21 protein-coding genes and 1 pseudogene are annotated in these 21,778 nt (G+C 66.3%); 4 read left to right on the top strand and 18 right to left on the bottom strand.

Annotated elements, in window-relative coordinates; all coding sequences use genetic code 11:
- Positions 1-714 carry an ABC transporter ATP-binding protein gene (locus ASG63_RS17090; protein WP_244472739.1) on the bottom strand — a complete coding sequence of 238 codons (714 nt, stop codon included), beginning with the start codon at positions 712-714 and terminating at the stop codon, positions 1-3.
- Positions 715-875: 161 nt separating this feature from the next.
- Between ASG63_RS17090 and ASG63_RS17085 the strand changes: the two genes are divergently transcribed.
- Together ASG63_RS17085 and thpR are read left to right on the top strand one after the other, a co-directional pair.
- Positions 876-1,505 carry an arylesterase gene (locus ASG63_RS17085; protein ID WP_056219490.1) on the top strand — a complete coding sequence of 210 codons (630 nt, stop codon included), beginning with the start codon at positions 876-878 and terminating at the stop codon, positions 1,503-1,505.
- Between the two features lie 4 nt (positions 1,506-1,509).
- Complete coding sequence (gene thpR / locus ASG63_RS17080; RefSeq protein WP_056218933.1) at positions 1,510-2,049, top strand: RNA 2',3'-cyclic phosphodiesterase; 540 nt, start codon at positions 1,510-1,512, stop codon at positions 2,047-2,049.
- A gap of 20 nt (positions 2,050-2,069) precedes the next feature.
- Here thpR and coaA read toward each other — a convergent pair whose 3' ends face one another.
- The 11 genes from coaA to petA all read right to left on the bottom strand — a co-directional run bounded on the left by coaA (position 2,070) and on the right by petA (position 10,778).
- The gene (gene coaA / locus ASG63_RS17075) at positions 2,070-3,074 is read right to left on the bottom strand and encodes a type I pantothenate kinase (protein ID WP_056219487.1); all 1,005 of its coding nucleotides are present in this window, start codon (positions 3,072-3,074) and stop codon (positions 2,070-2,072) included.
- Positions 3,075-3,094: 20 nt separating this feature from the next.
- On the bottom strand, positions 3,095-3,418 hold the full coding sequence (locus ASG63_RS17070) for a phosphoribosyl-ATP diphosphatase (RefSeq protein ID WP_056218930.1): 324 nt from the start codon (positions 3,416-3,418) through the stop codon (positions 3,095-3,097).
- Positions 3,419-3,510: 92 nt separating this feature from the next.
- Positions 3,511-4,287, bottom strand: a complete 777-nt coding sequence (gene hisF, locus ASG63_RS17065) for an imidazole glycerol phosphate synthase subunit HisF (protein ID WP_056218927.1) — start codon at positions 4,285-4,287, stop codon at positions 3,511-3,513.
- A gap of 17 nt (positions 4,288-4,304) precedes the next feature.
- Entirely contained in the window at positions 4,305-5,063 is a 759-nt protein-coding gene (gene hisA / locus ASG63_RS17060) for a 1-(5-phosphoribosyl)-5-[(5-phosphoribosylamino)methylideneamino]imidazole-4-carboxamide isomerase (protein ID WP_056218924.1), read from the bottom strand.
- A 48-nt stretch (positions 5,064-5,111) separates the two neighbouring features.
- Positions 5,112-5,774, bottom strand: coding sequence for an imidazole glycerol phosphate synthase subunit HisH (hisH, locus tag ASG63_RS17055; protein WP_056218921.1), 663 nt, complete (start codon positions 5,772-5,774; stop codon positions 5,112-5,114).
- Positions 5,771-6,256: a DUF2628 domain-containing protein gene (locus ASG63_RS17050; protein WP_056218918.1), complete on the bottom strand. Its 486-nt coding sequence runs from the start codon at positions 6,254-6,256 to the stop codon at positions 5,771-5,773. Before ASG63_RS17050 ends, hisH begins: the two co-directional genes overlap by 4 nt.
- Before the next feature lie 37 nt (positions 6,257-6,293).
- The gene (gene hisB / locus ASG63_RS17045; protein ID WP_056218915.1) at positions 6,294-6,896 is read right to left on the bottom strand and encodes an imidazoleglycerol-phosphate dehydratase HisB; all 603 of its coding nucleotides are present in this window, start codon (positions 6,894-6,896) and stop codon (positions 6,294-6,296) included.
- A gap of 97 nt (positions 6,897-6,993) precedes the next feature.
- Complete coding sequence (locus tag ASG63_RS17040) at positions 6,994-7,869, bottom strand: S-methyl-5'-thioadenosine phosphorylase (protein ID WP_056218913.1); 876 nt, start codon at positions 7,867-7,869, stop codon at positions 6,994-6,996.
- A 100-nt stretch (positions 7,870-7,969) separates the two neighbouring features.
- Positions 7,970-8,860, bottom strand: a complete 891-nt coding sequence (locus ASG63_RS17035) for a cytochrome c1 (protein WP_056218910.1) — start codon at positions 8,858-8,860, stop codon at positions 7,970-7,972.
- A 22-nt stretch (positions 8,861-8,882) separates the two neighbouring features.
- A complete protein-coding gene (locus tag ASG63_RS17030) occupies positions 8,883-10,169 on the bottom strand; it encodes a cytochrome b (RefSeq protein ID WP_056218907.1) in 1,287 nt (428 codons plus the stop codon).
- Between the two features lie 33 nt (positions 10,170-10,202).
- The gene (petA, locus tag ASG63_RS17025) at positions 10,203-10,778 is read right to left on the bottom strand and encodes a ubiquinol-cytochrome c reductase iron-sulfur subunit (RefSeq protein ID WP_056218904.1); all 576 of its coding nucleotides are present in this window, start codon (positions 10,776-10,778) and stop codon (positions 10,203-10,205) included.
- 513 nt (positions 10,779-11,291) lie between these two features.
- Here petA and ASG63_RS25430 point away from each other — a divergent pair.
- Both ASG63_RS25430 and ASG63_RS17020 read left to right on the top strand, forming a co-directional pair.
- The gene (locus ASG63_RS25430) at positions 11,292-11,750 is read left to right on the top strand and encodes a hypothetical protein (protein ID WP_156394227.1); all 459 of its coding nucleotides are present in this window, start codon (positions 11,292-11,294) and stop codon (positions 11,748-11,750) included.
- 193 nt (positions 11,751-11,943) lie between these two features.
- Complete coding sequence (locus ASG63_RS17020) at positions 11,944-14,133, top strand: ATP-binding protein (RefSeq protein WP_162248650.1); 2,190 nt, start codon at positions 11,944-11,946, stop codon at positions 14,131-14,133.
- Between the two features lie 39 nt (positions 14,134-14,172).
- On the opposite strand, the gene ASG63_RS17015 is transcribed toward ASG63_RS17020, so the two are convergent.
- The 6 genes and pseudogenes from ASG63_RS17015 to edd form a co-directional block, all read right to left on the bottom strand.
- Positions 14,173-15,102: an amino acid ABC transporter substrate-binding protein gene (locus ASG63_RS17015; RefSeq protein WP_056218898.1), complete on the bottom strand. Its 930-nt coding sequence runs from the start codon at positions 15,100-15,102 to the stop codon at positions 14,173-14,175.
- A gap of 309 nt (positions 15,103-15,411) precedes the next feature.
- Positions 15,412-17,088 carry a porin gene (locus ASG63_RS17010; RefSeq protein WP_056218894.1) on the bottom strand — a complete coding sequence of 559 codons (1,677 nt, stop codon included), beginning with the start codon at positions 17,086-17,088 and terminating at the stop codon, positions 15,412-15,414.
- Positions 17,089-18,010: 922 nt separating this feature from the next.
- Positions 18,011-18,352: pseudogene (locus ASG63_RS26585) on the bottom strand (transporter substrate-binding domain-containing protein); the annotation flags it as partial.
- 340 nt (positions 18,353-18,692) lie between these two features.
- Entirely contained in the window at positions 18,693-18,974 is a 282-nt protein-coding gene (locus ASG63_RS26580) for a cation:dicarboxylate symporter family transporter (RefSeq protein WP_338011820.1), read from the bottom strand.
- Positions 18,975-19,294: 320 nt separating this feature from the next.
- Positions 19,295-19,912: a bifunctional 4-hydroxy-2-oxoglutarate aldolase/2-dehydro-3-deoxy-phosphogluconate aldolase gene (gene eda, locus ASG63_RS16990; RefSeq protein WP_056218883.1), complete on the bottom strand. Its 618-nt coding sequence runs from the start codon at positions 19,910-19,912 to the stop codon at positions 19,295-19,297.
- 32 nt (positions 19,913-19,944) lie between these two features.
- The gene (edd, locus tag ASG63_RS16985; RefSeq protein ID WP_056218880.1) at positions 19,945-21,768 is read right to left on the bottom strand and encodes a phosphogluconate dehydratase; all 1,824 of its coding nucleotides are present in this window, start codon (positions 21,766-21,768) and stop codon (positions 19,945-19,947) included.
- Between the last annotated feature and the right edge of the window lie 10 nt (positions 21,769-21,778).

The following is a 21,778-nucleotide window of genomic DNA, read 5'->3' as shown; positions in this document are numbered from 1 at the left end:
TCAGGCCTGGACCGGCACCGGCGCTTCCACCCGGCCAGAGCGGAGGCGGACGGTGCGGTCACAGAGACGCGCGAGGCCGGGGTCGTGGGTGACGAGGACGAGGGTCGCGCCGCGGTCGCGCTTCAGGGCGAAGAGCAGGTCGACGATCTGGCGACCGGTCGCCTCGTCGAGGTTGCCGGTCGGCTCGTCGGCCACGAGGATCGCGGGGTCGGGCGCGATGGCCCGCGCGATGGCGACCCGCTGCTGCTCGCCACCCGAGAGCTGGGCCGGATAGTGGTGCAGACGGTGGCCGAGCCCGACCGCCTCCAGCTCGACCTGTGCCCGGCGGTGCGCGTCGGGCTGGTCGGCGAGTTCCAGGGGCAGGGCCACGTTCTCCAGGGCGGTCATCGTCGGGACGAGGTGGAAGGCCTGGAACACGATGCCGATGCGGCGCCCGCGAAAGCGCGCCAGGGCATCCTCGTCGAGGCTTCCGAGATCAGTGCCCTCGACCAGGATGCGGCCCGAATCCGGCCGTTCCAGGCCCGCCATGACCATCAGCAGAGTCGATTTGCCGGAGCCGGAGGGACCCACGAGACCGACCGCCTCGCCCGGCGCCACGTCGAGGGAGATGCCGCGCAGGACATGGACGCGCGCCGCCCCACGGCCAAGGCTGAGGTCGATGTCGGAGAGGGCGATGGTCTGCGCCGTCGGCGCAATGGGGTTGTCGGACTTCAACGGGCGACCGATCTGTGTGCAGCTGTCGTCATCGTGACGGCGGGCAAGGTGGATGCAAGGGTCGGGGTTGTGATCGCATGGGTCTGTGTGGAGTCTCACGCCTCGCCGATATGGTCCGCTCACGGGCGGCGCGCCATGCCGGGCTCGGCCTCGCCGCTCTGATGACGCTCTTTGCCGCACTCGGGCTCGGCACGATGCCATCGCACGCCACGCCCGACGTGCCGCCGGTGAAGCTGGTGGCCTTCGGTGACAGCCTGACCGCTGGGTATCGCCTGCCCGCGAACGCGGCCTTTCCGGTGGTGCTGGAGCGGGCCCTGAAGGCACGCGGACGCGTCGTCACGGTGGCGAATGCGGGTGTCTCGGGCGACACCACGACCGGAGGCCTTGATCGCCTCGACTGGTCGGTCCCCGACGACACCAACGGCGTCATCCTCGAACTCGGCGCCAACGACATGCTGCGCGGCACCGACCCGGCGGTAACCCGCAAGGCCCTCGATGCGATGATCGAGCGGCTCAAGGCACGCGGCATTCCCGTGCTGCTTGCGGGGATGAAGGCCTCCCCCAACCTCGGGCCGGACTACGCCGCGCGCTTCGACGCGATCTACCCGGACCTCGCCAAGCGCTACGACCTCGTCCTGTACCCGTTCTTCCTCGACGGCATCGTCGGCGACCGGCAGGCCCACCTGGACGATGGCCTGCATCCGAACGCCAGGGGCGTCGAAACGATCGTGGCCGGCATGTTGCCGACGGTCGAGACCTTCCTCGACCGTCTCCATCCGCAGGCGCGCTGAGCCCGTGCCCCGCCTATTCACCGGCCTCGAAGTTCCCCCCGACCTCGCGCAGGCGCTCGCCCTGAAGCGCGGCGCTCTGCGCGGAAGCCGCTGGATCGAGCCCTCGGACTATCACATCACCCTGCGCTTCCTCGGCGATGTCGAGATCGACCTCGCGGAGGCGCTGCACGAGCGCCTGATCGAGGCGCGACCCCGGTCCCCCTTCCCCGTGACCCTCGACGGTATGGCGAGCTTCGGCGGCGACAGGCCGCGTGCGATTCTCGCCACGGTGCTGCCAACCCCGGAGCTTCTCGACCTTCAGGCCGAACAGGAGCGTCTCGCCCGTCAGGCCGGTGCCGAGCCGGAACGGCACAAGTTCACGCCGCACGTCACGCTCGCACGCCTCCGACGCGAGACCGGCGCGGAGGATGTCGCGGCCTATCTGGGCGAGCGCGGCCTGTTCACGCCCCTCACCTTCACGGCGGAGCGTGTGGCGCTGTTCTCGGCGCGGGAATCGAAGGGCGGCGGTCCCTACGTGGTCGAGGCAGCCTACCCGCTCGGATAGGGAACGGGCGCGCGGAGACGTCAGAGGCGGCGCAGTGCCACCGACTCGATGCGGTGGCTGGCCCCCTTGGCGAGGATCAGGCTGGCCCGCTGCCGGGTCGGCAGGATGTTGTCACGCAGGTTCGGCAGGTTGATGGTCGTCCAGAGCGTATCGGCGATCTCGATCGCCTCAGATTCCGTTACCTCGGCGTACTTTCGGAAATAGGAGAGCGGATCGCGGAAAGCGGTCTGGCGCAGGCGCAGGAAGCGATTGACGTACCAGCGGTGCAGGTCGTCCTCGTGGCCGTCGAGGTAGATCGAGAAGTCGAAGAAGTCCGAGACGAACGGGATCGCGGTGCCGTCGCGGGGCAGGCGCGCCGGCTGCAGGACGTTCAAGCCCTCGACGATGAGGATGTCGGGCGATTCGATGATCCGCTCCTCGCCCTGCACCACGTCGTAGACGAGGTGAGAGTAGAGGGGCGCCGCGACACGCTTCTTGCCGGCCTTGATGTCGGTGAGGAAGCGCAACAGCGCGGCCGTGTCGTAGCTTTCGGGGAAGCCCTTCCGCTCCATCGCGCCCATCCGCTTCAGCTCGGCATTGGGCAGCAGAAAGCCGTCGGTGGTGATGAGGTCGACCTTGGGGGTGTTGGGCCAGCGCGCGAGCAGGGCGGCGAGGACACGGGCGGAGGTCGACTTGCCCACGGCCACAGATCCGGCGAGGCCGATGATGTACGGTACCTTCGTCTCGTGCTCGGCGAGAAGGAAGCGCTGGGTCGCCTTGAACAGGCCTTGCGTCGCTGCCACGTAGAGCGAGAGAAGCCGTGAAAGCGGCAGGTAGATCGCCTCCACCTCCTCGACCGAGATCGGATCGTTGAGGGATTGCAGGCGCGCCACTTCCTCCGCCGCCAGGGTCAGGGGGGTGTCGGCACGCAGCTGAGCCCATTCTTCTCGGGTGAACAAGCGGTAAGGCGACAGCCGCTCCGAGCCCTGGCCGGTGACTGGGTCCTGGCCCCGGGCGGTCGGGCGTTCGATCACGGCAGGCGGCATCGTGAAAAGCGATTCGGCGTTCACGCGGGGCTCCGGGAGGCCTTCTCCGCGATCCCGCTCTGAACCGTGCGCCGCTCGAGCTCGGCCAGCACCTCGTTCAGAGTCACGCCACCGGCCCGCAGCAGGACCAGGAGATGGTACAGCACGTCCGCGGCCTCGCTGACGAGGCCGGATCGGTCACCCTGTACGGCGGCGATCGCCGCCTCGACCGCCTCCTCGCCGAGCTTCTTGGCCGGTTTGGCCGGGCCGCCGGCTAAGAGCTTTGCGGTGTAGGAGGTCTCGGGAGACGCTGCCGCACGATCCGCGACGAGGGCTTCGAGATCGCTGAGAGTGAACTGGGTCATACAATCCTGGTCCCGGCGAACCGGGCCTATCGTGCCGTGCAACCAAACGTGCGGCACGATGGATCATGACGCAAGGGCTGCGAAGGTCCGCCTCAGAGATCGAGGCGCATGGAGAGACCGGCCGCGGCCATGTGGACCTTGGCCTCGGATACCGTGTGCTGCCCGAAATGGAAGATCGAGGCCGCCAGAACCGCACTGGCACCGCCTTCGCGGACTCCCGCCACCAGGTCGTCCAGGCCGCCCACACCGCCCGAGGCGATGACCGGCACCGTGACGGCATCAGAAATGGCCCGCGTCAGGCCGATATCGTACCCGGAGCGCATCCCGTCGCGATCCATCGAGGTCACGAGCAATTCACCGGCGCCGCGGGCCGTGACGGTGCGGGCGAAGGCGATGGCGTCGATGCCGGTGGGCTTGCGTCCGCCATGGGTGAAGATCTGCCATTCCGGCGCCTCGCCGGGACCGGAGGTCCGCTTGGCATCGATCGCCACGACGATGCACTGGCTACCGAACTTTTCCGCACCGCGGGCGACGAAATCGGGATCGTTCACGGCTGCCGTGTTGATGGAAACCTTGTCGGCCCCGGCCAACAGAAGAGTGCGGATATCCGCCACCGTACGGATGCCACCACCGACGGTGAGCGGCATGAAGCAGGCTTCCGCCGTTCGGCTGACGACGTCGAGGAGCGTCCCGCGATCCTCATGGCTCGCCGTGATGTCGAGGAAGCAGAGCTCGTCGGCACCAGCCGCGTCGTAGGCCTTAGCCGCCTCAACGGGATCGCCGGCATCGCGCAGTTCCAGGAACTGGACGCCTTTCACGACACGGCCGTCCTTGACGTCGAGGCACGGGATGATGCGATTTTTGAGCACGAATAACCTCGGATGCGTCAGGCCGCCGGAGCCGCATCGGGCGCACCGGTCGCGCGCCGGATGGCCGCCAGGGCCTCGCGCGGGTCGATCCGCCCGTCGTAGAGGGCACGGCCTGTGATGGCGCCGGCGAGGAGCGCGCAGTCCGGTTCCAGGATGCGGTGGACGTCCTCGATCGAGGCAAGGCCACCGGAGGCGATCACCGGGATGGTCACCGCGCGAGCAAGGCCGAGGGTCATCTCGATATTGAGGCCCTTCAGGATGCCGTCGCGGGCGATGTCGGTGTAGATGATGGCGGCAACGCCCGCGTCCTCGAAGCGACGCCCGAGTTCCTCCGCCGTCATGCTGGAGGTGGTGGCCCAGCCCTCGACCGCGACGCGGCCGTCCTTGGCGTCGATGCCGACCGCGATCTTGCCCGGATAGAGGCGGGCGGCCTCGCGCACGAAGGCGGGATCGCGCACGGCGGCAGTGCCGATGATGACGCGGCTGACGCCTTTAGCGAGCCAGGCCTCCAGGGTCCGCATCTCGCGGATGCCGCCGCCGAGTTGCACCGGAAGCTTGGTCCGCGCCAGGATCGCATCGACGGCATCCGCGTTCATCGGCGCGCCCGCGAAGGCGCCGTCGAGGTCGACGACGTGAAGCCAGGAGAAACCCTGCTCCTCGAAGACCGCCGCCTGGGCCGCAGGATCGTCGCTGAACACGATGGCCTGGGCCATGTCGCCCTGAACGAGGCGGACACAGCGCCCTTCCTTGAGATCGATGGCCGGAAACAGGATCACGCGTCGGTTCGCTTTCGGGTGGGACGGGTCACAGGTGGGGTCTGCGCCTCAGGGACGCCAGCGGAGGAAGTTGGCGAGCAGTGCGAGGCCGAGCCGTTGGCTCTTTTCCGGGTGGAATTGGGTGCCGGCGACGTTGTCGCGCGCCACCATCGCGGTGACCGAACCGCCGTAATTGCTGTGGGCGACGCGATCTTCCATCCGCTCAGGCGACAGCGCGTAACTGTGTACGAAGTAGGCGTGCAGTCCGCCCGCGCCCGTCGGGATCTCCGACAGCAAAGCGTGTGGCCGGTCGATCTCGAGGGTGTTCCAGCCCATGTGGGGTACCTTGAGGCCGGGATCGTTCGGCTGGATCGGACCGACATCGCCGGGAATCCAGCCAAGGCCCGCGGTCGTGTCGTATTCCAGGCCCCGCGTCGCCAGGAGCTGCATGCCGACGCAGATGCCGAGGAACGGGCGACCCCGCTCGTGCGCCGCATGGGTCATCGCCTCGACCATGCCAGGTACGGCGTCGAGACCGCGGCGACAATCGGCGTAGGCGCCAACACCGGGCAGAACCACCCGGTCGGCCTTGGCGACCGCCTCGGCCTCGCTCGTCAGAACGATGCGCGTCGCGTCGAGGCCGGCCTCCCGAGCCGCCCGCTCGAACGCCTTTGCGGCGGAATGCAGGTTGCCCGAGCCGTAATCGATGATCGCGACGGTCTCTGCACTCACCGCCGACCCTCGCTGAACGGGAACATGCCGATGGCAAGGTCACTCGGCGGCACCGAGATGCCGATATGGGGCGCCGGTCCGGTGCGCCCTGTGGGAACACCGTCCAGCCAGCGTGCAGCAGCCTTCATTTCGGCCTCCTCGGCATTCGCGGCCGTCACGGCGTCGCGCACCGGACGCCCCGCCCGGGCGTAGGTCCACCGTCGGAGGGAAGAAGCCTCCAGTCCGATCAGGAGCGAAACGAGGACCGTGATGACGAAACCGGCGATCGGCGTCAGCCCGAGGAACCGCCCCCCGAACGCCACCACGGCCAACAGAGCAAGAACACCGAGGCCGGCGAGCCAGAGCCGGTGAAAGAAGAACCAGAGCGGCCCGAAAGCGAAAGCCGGCCAGGAGAAGCCATCCGGCACGAGGTGCGCCCGCTCGAGACCGTGTGCCTCGCCGACGAGGGCCCCCTTCGCGGGGTGCAATGTGTAGGTGCGCATCACGTCTAGCATCCTCCCTGCCGACCCGACGGGCGGATCAGAGCGATCCCTTGGTCGAGGGAACACGGCCGCCCTCGCGGGGATCGATCGACACTGCGTGCCGCAAGGCGCGGGCCAAGCCCTTGAAGCAGCTCTCCGCGATATGGTGAGCATTCTCACCGTAGAGCGTCTCGACATGCAACGTAATGCCAGCGTTCATGGCGAAGGCCTGGAACCACTCGCGGACGAGTTCCGTATCGAACTGTCCGATTTTTTCGACCCGAAACTGGGTTCGGAACACGAGGAACGGGCGGCCCGAGATATCGATGGAGACCCGCGTTAGGGTCTCGTCCATCGGCAAATGGATGTCGGCATAGCGGCCGATGCCGCGCTTGTCCGCGAGGGCCTGCGCGAAGGCCTGTCCCAGGGCGATGCCCGCATCTTCCACCGTATGATGGTGATCGACATGGAGATCACCCGTGACCGCCACGTCGAGGTCGAACAGCGCGTGGCGCGCGAACAGCTCGAGCATGTGGTCGAAGAAGCCGACCCCCGTCGAGACCTGAGCCCGCCCCGTCCCGTCGAGATCGAGCGCGACCTGCACGTCGGTCTCCGCTGTCTTGCGGCTGATGCGGGCGGCGCGCTTGGCCTCGTGGGTCACGGTTCGGTTCCGGTTTGGGGAAGAACCCGCCTTCTAGAGGGAAGACAGGGTCGCGGAAAGGGTGGACGGAGCCGATTTCACCGGCGCTCCCGACTACTCAGCGGTGCAGGACCCGGCCCGCCACCGCATCGAGCTTGGCGAGTAGGGCTGGGTCGCGCTGCGCGGGAGCGGTCATGATGGCGCCGTCGAGGGCGTGCTCCGTACCGACGGGGCAGGGCTCGCGCTCGGCCGGGAAATCGCGGGCGAGACGGGCGACGAGGCGCGCGGCCTTGTCGGCATTGGCTCGCGCCACCGCCACCACGGCAGCGACGTCGACGGCATCGTGGGTCGGGTGCCAACAGTCGAAATCGGTCACCATCGCGATCGTCGCATAGGTGATTTCGGCTTCGCGGGCGAGCTTGGCCTCCGGCATGTTGGTCATGCCGATCACGTCGTAGCCGAGCGCCTTGTAAGTGGTCGACTCGGCATAGGTGGAGAATTGCGGACCCTCCATGCAGACATAGGTCCCGTCGCGATGGACCGCGATATCCTCCGCCTGTGCCGCCGCAGCGATGCGCGCCTGCAGTGTCGGTCCGACGGGATGCGCCAGGGAGACGTGGGCGACGCAGCCATCGCCGAAGAACGAACCGGCGCGGCCGTGGGTGCGGTCAACGAACTGATCGACGAGCACGAAAAGACCGGGATGCAGCTCGGCTTTGAACGAGCCGCAGGCCGAGAGCGAGACGAGGTCGGTGACACCAGCCCGCTTCAGCACGTCGATGTTCGCGCGATAGTTGATACCCGATGGCGAGAAGCGGTGCCCGCGGCCGTGGCGGGCGAGGAACACCACCTTCGTCGCGCCGATGCGGCCGATGCGCAGCGCGTCTGAAGGCGCGCCCCAGGGGGATTCGATCCGCTCCTCGCGGACATCCTCCAGGCCGGGCAGGTCATAGACCCCGGACCCGCCCATCACGCCGAGCACCGCTGCCGTCATCCCGATCTCCAAAAGTTAGCGCCGGTCGCCCTTCCCTGGGACGCCGGCGCGGGTCGTGTCAACGGAGGACGGGCAGCCCAGAAGGACTGCCCGAACCGGATCAGTAGGTCTTGTGCAGTTCGGGCTGGAGTCCGTGGACCTCGCCGCCGACCTTCGCCCAGATCTTCTTCTTCACGTAGTAGAGCAGACCGGAGAGCACGAGCAGGAACAGGATCACCCGTAAGCCGAGAGCCTTGCGCGCCATCATGTGGGGCTCGGCCGCCCAGGCCATGAACGCCGCAACGTCGCGGGAATACTGCTCCGTGGTCTCCGGCACCACCGGCTCGCCCTTGTCGTTCTTGGCGTAGGTCACCTGCCCATCGCTGATCGGCTTCGGCATCGCGATGAGGTGACCGGCATAGTACTTGTTGTAGTAGGTGCCAGCCGGAATCTCCTTGCCGGCCGGCGGATCCTCGTAGCCGTTCAGGAGCGCGTGAATGTAGTCAACGCCCTGCTCCGAGAAGCCGATGAACGGCATCGCGTCGAGGACGAACCACGGGAAGCCGCGCTCGTAGGTGCGGGCTTTGGCCAGCACGGAGAAGTCCGGCGGCGCCTTGCCGCCATTGGCGGCGGCCGCCGCCTTCTCGTTCGGGAAGGGCGACGGGAAGGCGTCGGCAGCGCGGGCGGGACGGTCGACGTCCTCGCCGGCATCGTTCTGCTCCTTCACCTTGTACTGGGCGGCGAGTTCCTTGACCTGCCCGGTGGTGAAGCCAGGCCCCCCCTCCTCCGAGAGGTTGCGGAAGCGCACCAGGCTCATGCTGTGACAGCTCGAGCAAACTTCCTTGTAGACCTGAAAGCCGCGCTGAAGCTGAGCTTGGTCGAAGCGGCCGAAGGTGCCAGCGAAGCTCCACTTCTCACGGGGCGGATGGGGAGTTCCCTCATCCGCCGACGCGACGGTGATGCTCAGGACAGCCGCGAGCAGGGTTGCGGCGAGGACGCGGGTCGTTTTCATGGTTCTCAAAAGTCCCCTGCCTTCAACCCTTGGAGGACGGTGCGGCTGCGGCGCCGACCGGCATGCCGGACCCGCCCACCTGCTTTCCGGGACCCGTCACCGTCTCGAGGATCGAGCCCGGAAGAGCCTTCGGCGTCTCGAACAGGCCGACCAGCGGCATCACGAGCAGGAAGTGCAGGAAGTAGTAGGCCGTGCAGATCCGGGCGGCGATGACGTAGCCACCCTCCGGCGGCTTGGCGCCGAGCCAACCGAGCACCACGCAGACCACCACGAACAGCCAGAAGAACTGCCGGTAGATCGGGCGGTAATTACACGAGCGAACCCGGGACGTATCGAGCCAAGGGGCCAGGGCCAGGATGAGCACGGCGCTGAACATTAGAATGACGCCGCCGAGCTTGTCCGGCACGGCGCGCAGGATCGCGTAGAACGGCAGGAAGTACCATTCCGGAACGATGTGGGCGGGCGTCACCGCCGGGTTGGCCGGCACGTAGTTGTCGGCGTGACCGAGATAGTTCGGCTGGTAGAAGATCCAGTAGGCGAAGAAGGCGAAGAACACGACCGAGGCGAAGACATCCTTGATCGTCGCGTAGGGCGTGAAGGCCACCGCGTCCTTGCCCGACTTGATCGGAATTCCGGCCGGATTGTTCTGCCCCGTCACATGCAGCGCCCAGACGTGCAGGATCACCACGCCGGTGATCATGAACGGCAGGAGGTAATGCAGCGAGAAGAACCGATTCAGGGTCGGATTGCCGACGGAGTAGCCGCCCCAGAGCAGGCTCTGGATCGTGTCACCCACCACGGGGATCGCGGCCAGGATGTTCGTGATGACGGTGGCACCCCAGAAGCTCATCTGGCCCCACGGCAGGGTGTAGCCGAGAAAGGCGGTCGCCATCATCAGGAGGTAGATGATTACGCCCAGGATGTAGAGCACCTCGCGCGGCGCCTTGTACGACCCGTAATACAGCGCCCGGAAGATGTGGACGTAGACCGCCACGAAAAACATCGATGCGCCGTTGGCGTGCATGTAGCGCAGCAGCCAGCCGTAGTTCACGTCGCGCATGATGTGCTCGACGGAGTTGAACGCATTAGCGGCCGACGGGTCGTAGTGCATCGCCAGCCAAACGCCGGTGACGATCTGCGACACCAGCATGGCGATCAGGATCGCGCCGAAGGTCCAGAAGTAGTTCAGGTTCCGCGGCACCGGGAAGGAGACGAAGGACGAATGCACCAGCCCGATCAAGGGGAGGCGCGATTCGAACCACTTCGCCAAGGCGCTCTTGGGAACGTAGGTATTGCCGTGTCCGCTCATGGGGCGACCCGCTCCAAATCCTGTTTCAGGGTGTCAGGCGACGGCCTTGCCGCCCTCCTCGCCGATCCGGATCTTGGAGTCCGACTCGAAGACGTAGGGGGGGATCGGTAGGTTCGTCGGGGCGGGACCCCGGCGTACCCGGCCCGAGGTGTCGTAGAGGGAGCCGTGACAGGGGCAGGACCAGCCCTCGTACTGTCCTTGATGGCCGATCGGCACGCAGCCGAGATGCGTGCAGTTGCCGTAGACGACGAGCCACTTGGCGTGGCCTTGCTTCACGCGAGCCGAATCGGGCTGCGGATCGATCAGATCGGTGAGCTTCACCTCGGAAGCTTCCTTGATCTCTTTCTCGGAGCGACTGCGCACGAAGATAAGCTTGCCGCGCCAGAACACGTTGACGATCTGGCCTTCCTGAATTGGCGTCAGGTCGACTTCGAGGGGTGCGCCGGCCGCAATGGTCTCGGCATCGGGCGCCATTGAGGCGACGAAGGGCCAAGCCAAGGCACCGGCCCCGACGGCCAGTCCCGCGCCCGTCGCGAGGAACATGAAATCGCGACGCGTGCCGTCCGGCGCGCCGTGGGAGCTGTCGGGATCGGCTGCCGTGTTCGCCAAGTGTCAAACTCCAAGCATGATTGCGCCGGGCGACCCTGATCCCAACCCTGCGTCCAGGGCCGGCCGGGACCTTAGAGGCTTTAAAAGGAATGTCATCCCGGCGGGACGGAAGCACCATCCCACATGATTGTGCAATGCGACCCCGCGTCACCCGAAGTCAAGGCGCGAAGCCTTTCAGAACGTGCGGTTTCTATTCGTGGAGCGACCCCGTCGCGGGGGTGGCGCAGGAAGACCACAGAAGACATGCGCACACGCGCGGACCAGCTCGAATCCCGCCGGCGGCCATGCACATGCCGGGGGTATCGACAGCGGCACTCCACTGGGTGGAATTTGGAAGAATATCTCCGACCGCCGGTTCCGCGGGCGGACGCTGTCCAGCAGCGTGCCGGCTCGAAGAGCTCGCATTGCAACCGGCACAAGTTCTGGATCCGAAAGCGGCGCTGACTTTACGCGCTCCGGTTGCATGCCTTCCGCCGATCCTTCACCTTACCCCGCCTGGGCGCGATCGGCCGGATGGAGTACCTCGGCCGGACTGACTCGACAGCTCTGTCGGGGCGCTCGGTCCGGGCAGAAGCGCCGAAAGATTCGATGGATACCCCTGATCTGCAGTCCCCGCCGGCCGTGCTGCTGCGCATCTTCGCCGCCCCGGTGGTCTTTTCCTGGCGGACGACGCCGCGTCTGCGGATTGTCGGCGGAACTCCCCCGATGATCGCGGCGAACCTCGCGGGCGGTGAGGACGAGGCGCATCCGAATGCTACGGGAAGCGTGACCCGCTGGCGCGCGTTCCAGACCGTCGCAGGCACTGACGTGGCGATGAACCTCGAAAACGTCGTCGCGGACGCGGCGGCACGAAAGGGCCTACCATCCTGTTCCTCTTCCACCGCGCGCTCTCGTTTCTCCTCGTCGTTTCGGGAGCCGCCCCGCGGGTCTCGATTGACGGCAGGGCGATCGCCACCGATCCCCTCGCGGTGAGCACGATCTCGAAACACGCTCAGTCGACGACCATGGCGGGAGCCGCAGGCGCCCGCCTAGCGGAAGGTATAGGCTGGCTCTACTCGCGACATCGGACGGCGCAGTTCGGAGGTGCGATGTGAAGGGAGCACTCCAAGGGCTTCAAGTGATCGGACGGATGCTCCAGCGCAGAAGGCGTGATGCGCCAAAGCGGGTGCTTCTCGACGCCGAGGTCCTGCGCGACGCGTTCGAGGCCTTTCCGGATCCGCAATTCATCGTCGCGCTCCGACCCGGCGACGAAGTTCGGCTGGAGGACTGGAACGCAGCGGCGCGAAACCATCACGACAGCGCCGACGCCATGGGTCGCGCATTTGCCGATCTACTGCCTGCAAGTCAGGCGGCGCTGTTGCGCGCCGGCGTCGAGCGGGCGGCCACGACCGGTGCGAGTCTTCGCATTCGGAGCGAGGCCGCGGGTGTCGAAGGTCAGAACGCGTACGAAGCGACCTTCGTCCCGCTTCGGGTGACAGGTGCGCAGGCAGACCGACGGGTCATGGTCAGCCTACACGACCTCGGACCCTCGAGGCAGGTGGACTCTGGGCCGCCGGGGCCCGATCGGCTCACCGGCGAGGCCGGGTCTTCGGCTCTTCGAGGACAGGGACCCATCAAATCCGATCCCGACCGCCCCCCCACCGAATCGGCTTCGAAGCGAATCGGATCGGATCGCCGCCCGGCTGAGGCGCCCCCGGCCTCGGTTCGAGCGGATCTGATGGAGCGGCGGCCCGCTAATGAGCGCGTGCGGGAAAGCGAGGCGCGCTATCGCCTATTGGCCAACTACACCTCGGACCTCATCGTCCTCGACGATGTCAGCGGCCGACATCTCTACATCTCGCCCGCGGTGACGAGCATGCTCGGCTACACCGTGGACGAGGCCAATCGCATGGGTCTTCGGACGCTCGTCCATCGGGAGGACATCGCAAACCTCTCGGCAATTCTGCATGCTCTTGGGCTCGGGCAGCCGACCGGATCGGTGATCTACCGGATGCGGCACCGTTCCGGGCATGACCTCTGGGTCGAGGCCGCCTTTCGGCGAATTGAGGAGCAGGGCGAGATCCAGGTCATCCAGGCGATCCGCGACGTCACGCAGCGACAGAGACAGAAGGCCGACCTGCACAGCGCTCGCATCGCAGCCGAGGCCGCCGTGCGTGCGAAAGCTGAATTCCTGGCTACCATGAGCCACGAGTTGCGCACACCGTTGGCGGGCATCCTCGGCGTGCACGACCTTCTCCAGGGCGATGCCAGCCTCAACCGAAACCAGGCACGCCTCGTCGGTCTCGCGCAGGAAGCGGGGCGCTCGCTCCTTACCATCGTGAACGACATCCTCGATGTCTCGAAGATCGAGGCCGGTCGCCTCGTGATCGAGTCACTCCCCTTCAGCCTGGCCGGGCTGATCGAGGGCTGTCGGGAGCTCAGCGTCGAGATCGCACAGGGCCGCGAGATCCGCGTTGCCACGCAGATCGGACCTGATGTCCCGGACTGGGTCCTGGGCGATCCGACCCGATTGCGCCAGGTCATCCTCAATCTCACCGCCAACGCCATCAAGTTCACGCCCCAGGGCTCCGTCACCATGCGCGTGGCCTGGAAAGCGGCATCGAACGGCGGTCCGAGGCGGCGACCGGCCCTGCGGATCGAACTCATGGATACCGGGATCGGCATCCCGGAAGATGTCCTGCCCCACCTGTTCGAGCGTTTCGCGCAGGCGGACGGATCGATCTCGCGACGCTATGGTGGAACCGGTCTCGGCCTCACCATCTGCAAACGCCTGGTGCACCTGATGGGCGGCGAGATCGGTGCGCTGAGCCGGGTCGGCGAGGGCTCTACGTTCTGGTTCGAGGTGCCGCTGCGGCTCGCCGAGGCGGAGAACGATGTCGAGCACTCGCGGCTCGCCACTCTCAGCCGACCATTGCCGCAGCGCTGGCGCATCCTGTTGGCGGAAGACAATTCGATCAACCAGGAGATCATCGGGACGGTGCTGCGCCACAAGGGTCACACCGTCACGGTGGTGGATGACGGAGAGCAGGCGGCGACGGCGGCCTCCGGCCATGAACGTCCGGACCTGATCCTGATGGACGTGCAGATGCCGGGACTGGACGGTCTCGCAGCGACCCGCGTGATCCGCGCCCGGGAGCGGCAGGAAGGGCATTCTCCCACCCCGATCATCGCACTGACCGCCAATGCCATGCCCGAGGAGATGGAGCGGTGCCGCGCCGCCGGTATGGACGCACATGTCGCGAAGCCGATCGAGTGGCCGATGCTGTTCGAGACCGTCGAGCGCCTGGCGGCGCGGGTCGAACCAGCCGACCGCGAGGACATGCTCGCCCTCACAGAGGAACGCCCCGCCCCGTGAGGGGCGAGGCGTTCGAACGCGCGACGATGGTGTGTCGGCTCAGTACGCGGCCGGGTCGGCACTATCGCTCGGCGAGACGAAGGCTTTCGCCATGGCCTCGCTCATCGGCAGGTTCAGGTTGATGCCGCGCGGCGGAATCGGCTTCGTGAACCACTTGTCGTAAAGCGCCTTGCCCTCGGGGCTTTTGTAGAGCTTGGCGGTGGCTTCGTCGGCGACGGCCTTGAAGGGCGCGTCATCCTTGCGCAGCATGATGCCGTAGGGCTCGGGTTTCGACAGCGCCTCGCTGGAGATCGCGTAGGCACCCGGGTCCTTCGAGCTGGCAGCCAGCGAGGCCAACAGTACGTCATCCATGACGAAGGCGACTGCACGGCCGGTCTCGACCATCAGGAAGGCTTCTGCATGATCCTTGGCCGGCAGGATGGTCAGGCCGAGATTGCGTGCAGTGTTCGCCTCGTTAATCTGGCGGATGTTGGTGGTGCCCGAAGTCGAGACCACGGTCTTGCCCTTCAGATCGTCGATCTTGTCGAGCTTGGCCGACTTCTTGGCGACGAAGCGAGTGGCCGTGAGGAAGTGGGTGTTGGTGAAGGAAGCCTGCTTCTGACGGTCGGCGTTGTTCGTCGTCGAACCGCATTCGAGGTCGATGGTGCCGTTGGCGATCAGCGGGATACGGGTGGCCGAGGTGACCGGATTCAGCTTCACCTCAAGGTTCGGAAGCTTCAAATTCGTCTTCACGGCCTCGGCGATCTTCTGACAGATCTCAAGGGCGTAGCCGACCGGTTTCTGGTCGCCGTCGAGGTAGGAGAACGGAACCGACGCGTCCCGGTAGCCGATGGTGATCGTATTGGTTTCCTTGATCTTCTTCAGGGTTCCGGTGAGCTCTTGCGCCTGGGCGCTCCCTACCGCGAGTACCGACAGCGCGAAGCTGACGGCAACGGCGGATAGGGTGGATCTCTGGTGACACGAACGCATCTGCGGGCTGACTCCGGAAGGTCGATCACGGTTTGGCGATCGACAGGACTGACCTGGGCAACGTAGCAGCGGCACGAGCCACCGCAATCGTTGTTTTTGCGCTGTGCAAGCTGGCAACGCCCCCGCCCCTGGCAAAGCCCGTGCCGGATAATCCCGCTGCGTAGATTTCGTCAGGTCTCGCCCATGCAGATCAACACTCGGTACGCAAAAAGGCCCGACTTCTCAGCCGGGCCAGTTCGCATGTCTCGAAGATTCGGATCTGTGAGGATCCGGGCTCGCAAGGAGCCCGGATTGAGCCGCTCTGCGGCTTTAGAAGTCGCGCTGAACGCGGCCGCGGATCTGGAAGGTGTCCGATGCAGTCACAGTGCGCACTGCTCCGCTGGCGATGGAAGCAGCGGTGACGTTACCGGTGGAACGGGTCTGGTCAACGACGCGACCGTCCTGAACACCAACCTTGGTGTAGAAGCCTTCCAGACCGATATCGAGGTCCTTAACCGGCGACCAGATGATGCTTCCACCAGCAACAATCTGGTAATTGTCACGCAGGACGGGGCTGACGGCGAAGGACGCCTGACCCGGAATACCGGTGAACTGACCAGTCGAACCCAGCGTCTGGAACACGGCGGCGTTGGCGGCGCGGGCACCGTTGGCAAAGTTGAGCTCGCCGTAGCTGGCGAACACGGCCGAACGCCACTCAGGCGACCAGTAGTGCAGCAGCGAACCGACCACCGTGAAGCTGGTGGACAGCTCGATCTTGCCCGTGAACGGGTTGAGCGTCGCATCGGACATGTAGGGGTCGAACGCAGCGCCGTTGATGGTGCTGGCGCGCGAGGCGTAGCTGCCGTTGTACGAGGAGTAGCCAGTGTAGAGGGTCGCACCCTCGCCATAGGCACCCTGCAGGTACAATGTGTCGCCCGGGGCGATGAAGGGCAGGTTGATCTTGGCACCGGCCTGCACGGCCCAGCCGTACTCGCTGGGCGGACGCTGGTTCACGATCGCAGCGCCGGTCACGCCTGGGATGAAGGGCGCGGTCAGGATGCCGCCGTTGAAGTTGGTTGCATTGCCGGCGATGGCGTTGCCGGTGTTCAGCTCCTTGACGGCAGCAGAGAGCTGCATGGAGCCCCAGGCCGCATCGTAACGAAGCACACCGACGAAGTCAGGCATGCGGTTACGCTGGGCCACGTCCACGTTGCCGTAAGTGCCGACGCCGGTCACGTTGTTGATGCCGATGAGCACCGGCGAAGTCGCACCCGAGAAGGCAACATTCTGAGACTGTGAGCCGGCCGGAGCGAAGTTGGCATTCGCACCGAACTGCTGCGAATAGATCGTGTTGCGACGGAAGGACGGATCTTCCAGCGAGATCGTCGCCGAGAGGCCGCTGTCGCCGAGCTTGCTCGTATAGGCGAGCAGGTTGGTGGACTGCAGATCCGAGTTGGCGGTCGCGCCGGCGAACTCGAAATCGTGAGCGTAGAAGTCGAAGAACGAGGAAGCGCGACCGGCGGTGAGACCGGCGAACTGGATGAAGGCTTTGTCGGTGTTCACGAACTGCTGGACACGGCCGGCCTGATCCTGGCCGGTCGCACCGAACGCGTTGCCGATACGCTCCTGGGTGCCGGAGCGGAGGCCGCCGGTAGCGCCGGTGCGCGAGGCGAACTGGAGACGCACGAAGGCGCGCAGGGTGCCGTAGGCGGTCTGGGTGCGGGCATCGACGTTGATGCGGGCGAGGCCGATATAGCCGGTGGTGTCACCGTTCGTGCCTGAGCGGCTGTCGGTCGGCTGGTAGCCGACGTCAAGTCGAGCGCGGCCCGAGAGACGGATGCAGGTATCGGTGCCCGGGATGTAGAAGAAGCCGGCGCCGTAGGCGGAGCAGACACGGACGTACTCGATCGGAACAGCTTTCTTGACCGGAAGGTCGGCTGCCTGTGCTCCTGCGACCGCAGCAAAACCTGCCGCGGAGGCGAGAAGCGAGCTCTTCAAGAGCTTCATTGATATCTCCAAAAGCTTCGAGACCCGAGGGAAGGCTTACTGCGCCCGGGATCTCTATGGATCCCGGTGTCGCGTGGCCCTTTGTTCTTGAATGACCGAGCGTTGACCGCTGGAAATTGACTTGCTGCTCTGGCGTTGACCCCAGCGCAGGATCACTCTGTGCGAGGTGGTTCCTCGCGGCAACTCGGAATCGTGATCGGCGAAACGGTTCCAAGGCGCTGTTGCGGCGCTGCAACGTTCCGCAGGCGACTAAGTAACTGTTCTGTGGGCAGGTTTTCAGCGCTCCGGCCACCGTTCTACAGTTCGCTCCCAAGGAGGCAGAGACCGGCAAGTCCTCGAAAATACGAAATAATCTGTGATTTTCGACACATTCCGAGACCACGGCGTTCGTGGACTATTTCTCGGAAGCGTGCACAGCCCGCCAAGCTGCCAGGCATACCGTCCGGTATGCTGTGGATCGCCGCCTGGGACGGATCTGCCGCTGCGCCTCGCGGCGGACGCGTTACGACAACCGGCGCCGAATCGGGTCGCGCGGCGACAGACGCCCGCGGCGTCCGTCCGGGATCGACCAAGCGATCAATCCTGCAAGCCGATCACCTCAAAGTTGGTGCGGAGCTCATCGGACATCGGCACATTGAGACGGATGCCGGTCGGCAGGCGCTCGAGGAACCAGCGCTTTTAGATCCAGCGCAGCTCGCGGGATTCGGTAGGACGCTGCAAGGTTACGCTGACGAAGCTGGCGAGTTGCAGAACATCAACCCGTAGGGCTCGAACGATAACTTGTCGGGCCCGACCGTGTCGGCGGAGCCGCCCGGCCCCGCGGCGGCGATCAAGCCGTAGAGCTGGACATCGTCGGGACCGAGGGCATCCGCATGCCTGTCCCGGACCATCGCGAAGGGTTCGGCATGGTCGTGCCCAGTCCTTAGGGTAACAGGGATGCCGAGACGAGCGAAGAGCGCGCACACCACACCCCGTTGGTGGTACCGGCGGTGACCGCCACCGTCCGGTCGGCCAGATCGCGGAATGAACCGACCGGAGCACCGCGCTCCACCAGAAGCTTGATCGCGCTGACATAGGTGATGGGCGAGAAGGCCGCCATCTTCCGCCGCTCGGCATTGTCCGTGGTCGAGCCGCACTCGAGGTCGATCTGCCCGGACGTCACCGCCGCGATCCGCGTCTCCGACGTCACCGGCTCATACAGCACCTTCAAGTCCCTACGCCCGAGTTCCGTCCCGATGTCGTCGACGACCGTCAGGCAGAGGTCGGGGGCGTAGCCGACGGGTTGGCCGGACGGGTCCCTGAAGGAGAACGTTAGGGCGTTCTTTCGATTAGCGAAGGCGGACGGTGGCGGTCTCGCCGATCGTCTTCAGGAGCCGGAGAGAACGTCGATCGCCCAGGATGGACCGTCGCTGGCCAGCAAGCCGACGCTAGCCAGGGCTCCCATGAACGGTGCGACGTGCTGACATGTGAGTCCTCGCCACGAAGCCGTACCGGTGCATCGGACGTCGCCCCGCGACGCTTGCGACCGCTTGCTACGCGACCGGTTCCGGCAGTGGACTGACTTAATGATCCAGACGCTGGTCGGTAAACGATAGTTGCCCTTCTCACTTGGCCACCGCCACGGTCGCGACGCTGTTGCGCAGCACGTTGGTGGCCGAGCGGCCCTCGCCGGGCCGGAGAATGAGGACCATCACCAAACCGAGAAGCAGCGAGAAGAGCGAGGCCCCCACGAACCAGAGCATCGCCCTGCCCCCGACGCGACCCACCGAAGCCGTGTCGCCTCTATGTGCGATACCCGCGACGAGCCTCGAGAGGACGAGCGGCGCAACGATCATCTTGATCAAGCGCAGGAAGACATCACTGATCAGGGCGCTGTATCCGGAGATCTCCTTCGAGGTCTGCGGGTCAGGCCACGTGATATTGCTCAGTTACCCAACAGCGATCTCGAGCAACATTTCGTTGAGGAGGGAGGTGGTGAGCCTGAACTGCATCGCTTCCCCCCAACCGCCGCGCCTGATGGCGCTCCGCACCGGGAGCTAAGCTTCTGGTTCACCCGACACAGTTGAGCACAGGGCGTGCGAGGCTTGAGGTCGCGCCGTCGGCCAGAGAATGAAACTCCGGGCCGGACCATGCATTTCAGGACCTTGTCGCAGAAGACTAGCCTTTTTCCGGCTACAGCTAAGCGCGTCAATCGGCCGAGAAATCGTCAGGCGGCTCGCAGGCGCCGGGCTGCCTCGGCCGAGCGCCGGATGAGATCCGGCTCCGGCGCGCCCGGCGGGACGACCCAGCTTCCACCGACGCAGAGCACCGGTTTCAGGGCGAGCCAGTCCGTTGCGGTTGCTTCGGAGATGCCCCCGGTCGGGCAGAACCGGACCTGCCCGAAGGGACCGGCGAGCGCCTTCAGTGCCTTGATGCCGCCAGCGGCTTCGGCCGGGAAGAACTTGAACCGGTCGAGGCCATGGTCGAGCCCTCGCATGATGTCCGCCGCATTGGCGACACCCGGCAGGTAGGGCACCCCACGCGCGAGGGCGGCGCGGGTCAACGGATCGGTCAGGCCGGGGCTTACGATGAACTGCGCACCCGCCTCCATCGCCGCGTCCAGGTCGCGCGGGTTCAGGACCGTCCCGGCTCCCACTACGGCGCCTTCCACCCGCGACATGGCGCGGATCACGTCGAGGGCCGCTGGCGTACGCAGGGTGACCTCCAGGGCGGTCAAGCCCCCCGCCACCAAGGCACGGGCGATCGGTTCCGCCTGGGCGACTTCCTCCACCACCAGCACCGGGATGACGGGAACGGAGCGCATCAGGGCATCGATGGTGGTCATGGGGAGCGTCCTTGGCGGGGAATGCGGAGGCTTCAGAGGCCGGCGGCTGCGAGCATGGCAGAGGCGCCCTGCTCGGCCCCGTCGGCACCGTGGCGCATGAAGGCAAAGAGCTCGCGGCCCGTGCCCAAGGCCGGCGGCGGCGCGGCTGCCTCTTCTCGAGCCTTCCACTCGACCGGGTCGACAAGGGCCTCCAGGGAACCGTCCTCCGCGCTCAGGCGCACGACGTCGCCGTCGCGAACCCTGGCCAGGGGACCGCCACCGAGCGCTTCGGGGCTGAGATGGATGGCCGCCGGAACTTTGCCGGAAGCGCCCGACATCCGGCCGTCGGTCACGAGGGCGACGCGGAAGCCGCGATCCTGCAGAACGCCGAGCTGCGGAGTCAACTTGTGCAATTCGGGCATGCCGTTGGCCCGGGGCCCTTGGAAGCGCACCACCACCACTACGTCCCGATCGAGTTCACCGGCCTTGAAAGCCGCCATGACGTCGTCCTGGTCGTCGAAGACGCGGGCCGGCGCCTGGACCGTCCAGCGCGCGGGGTCGACTGCGCTGGTCTTGAAGGTGGCCCGGCCGAGATTGCCCTTCACCAGGCGCATGCCGCCGTCCGGCTGGAAGGCGTTGGCCGGACTGCGCAGGATGCTCTCGTCGTGCGAGCGCTCCGGAGCCTCCTCGAAGACGAGGTCGTCAGCGATCAGCTTCGGATCGCGGGCATGATCACGCAGGCGCGTGCCGGCTACGGTGAGGATGTCGTCGTGCAGGAGGCCGGCATCGATCAGGCTGGCGATGACGTAGGACATGCCGCCGGCCGCGTGGAAGTGGTTCACGTCGCCTGAGCCGTTCGGGTAGACCTTGGCCACCTGCGGAACCACAGCCGAGAGGCGATCGAAATCCGCCCAGTCCAGGATGATGCCGGCTGCCCGTGCGATGGCCGGCAGGTGGATGGCGTGATTGGTCGAGCCGCCCGTGGCGAGCAGACCGACGACCGCGTTCACGATGGCCTTCTCGTCGATACAGCGCCCGAGCGGCCGATAGTCGTTGCCCGAGGCGCCGATCTCGGAGAGGCGGTGCACCGCAGCCCGAGTCACAGCCTGGCGCAGCTTCGTGCCGGGATTGATGAAGGAGGCGCCGGGCATGTGCAGGCCCATCACGTCCATCATCATCTGGTTCGAGTTGGCGGTGCCGTAGAAAGTGCAGGTGCCCGCGCCGTGATAGGATGCCGACTCGCTCTCCAGCAGTTCATCGCGGCCGACCTTGCCCTCGGCGTAGAGCTGGCGGATGCGCTGCTTCTCCTTATTGGCTAGCCCCGAGGGCATCGGGCCGGCCGGAATCAGGATCATCGGCAGGTGGCCGAACCGAAGCGCCCCGATGAGGAGGCCGGGCACGATCTTGTCGCAGATGCCGAGCAGGGCCGCGCCGTCGAACATCCCATGGCTCAGGGCTACCGCGGTGGAGAGCGCGATCGTGTCGCGCGAGAACAGAGACAGCTCCATGCCGCGCTGGCCCTGGGTGACCCCGTCGCACATCGCCGGTACGCCGCCGGCGACCTGCGCGGTCGCGCCGACCTCACGGGCGAACAGCTTCATCTGTTCGGGATAGCGGCCGTAGGGCTGATGCGCCGAGAGCATGTCGTTGTAGGCGGTGACGATGGCGATGTTCATCGCCCGGCCGGACTTGATGACGGCCTTGTCCTCGCCGGAGGCCGCGAAGCCGTGGGCCAAGTTGCCGCAATTCAGCATCGGGCGCTGAACGCCCGAGTCGCGCTCGCGGGCGATCAGGTCGAGATAGGCCTTGCGGGTCGGTCCGGAGCGTTCGATCACGCGCGCCGTAACGGCCGCGATTTCCGGGTGAAGCGCGCTCATGGCCAATTCC

Source organism: Methylobacterium sp. Leaf94, from assembly GCF_001426045.1.
Lineage (GTDB): Bacteria > Pseudomonadota > Alphaproteobacteria > Rhizobiales > Beijerinckiaceae > Methylobacterium.
Note: the sequence above shows the minus strand (reverse complement) of the source record. Positions and strands in the feature narration are given on the sequence as shown.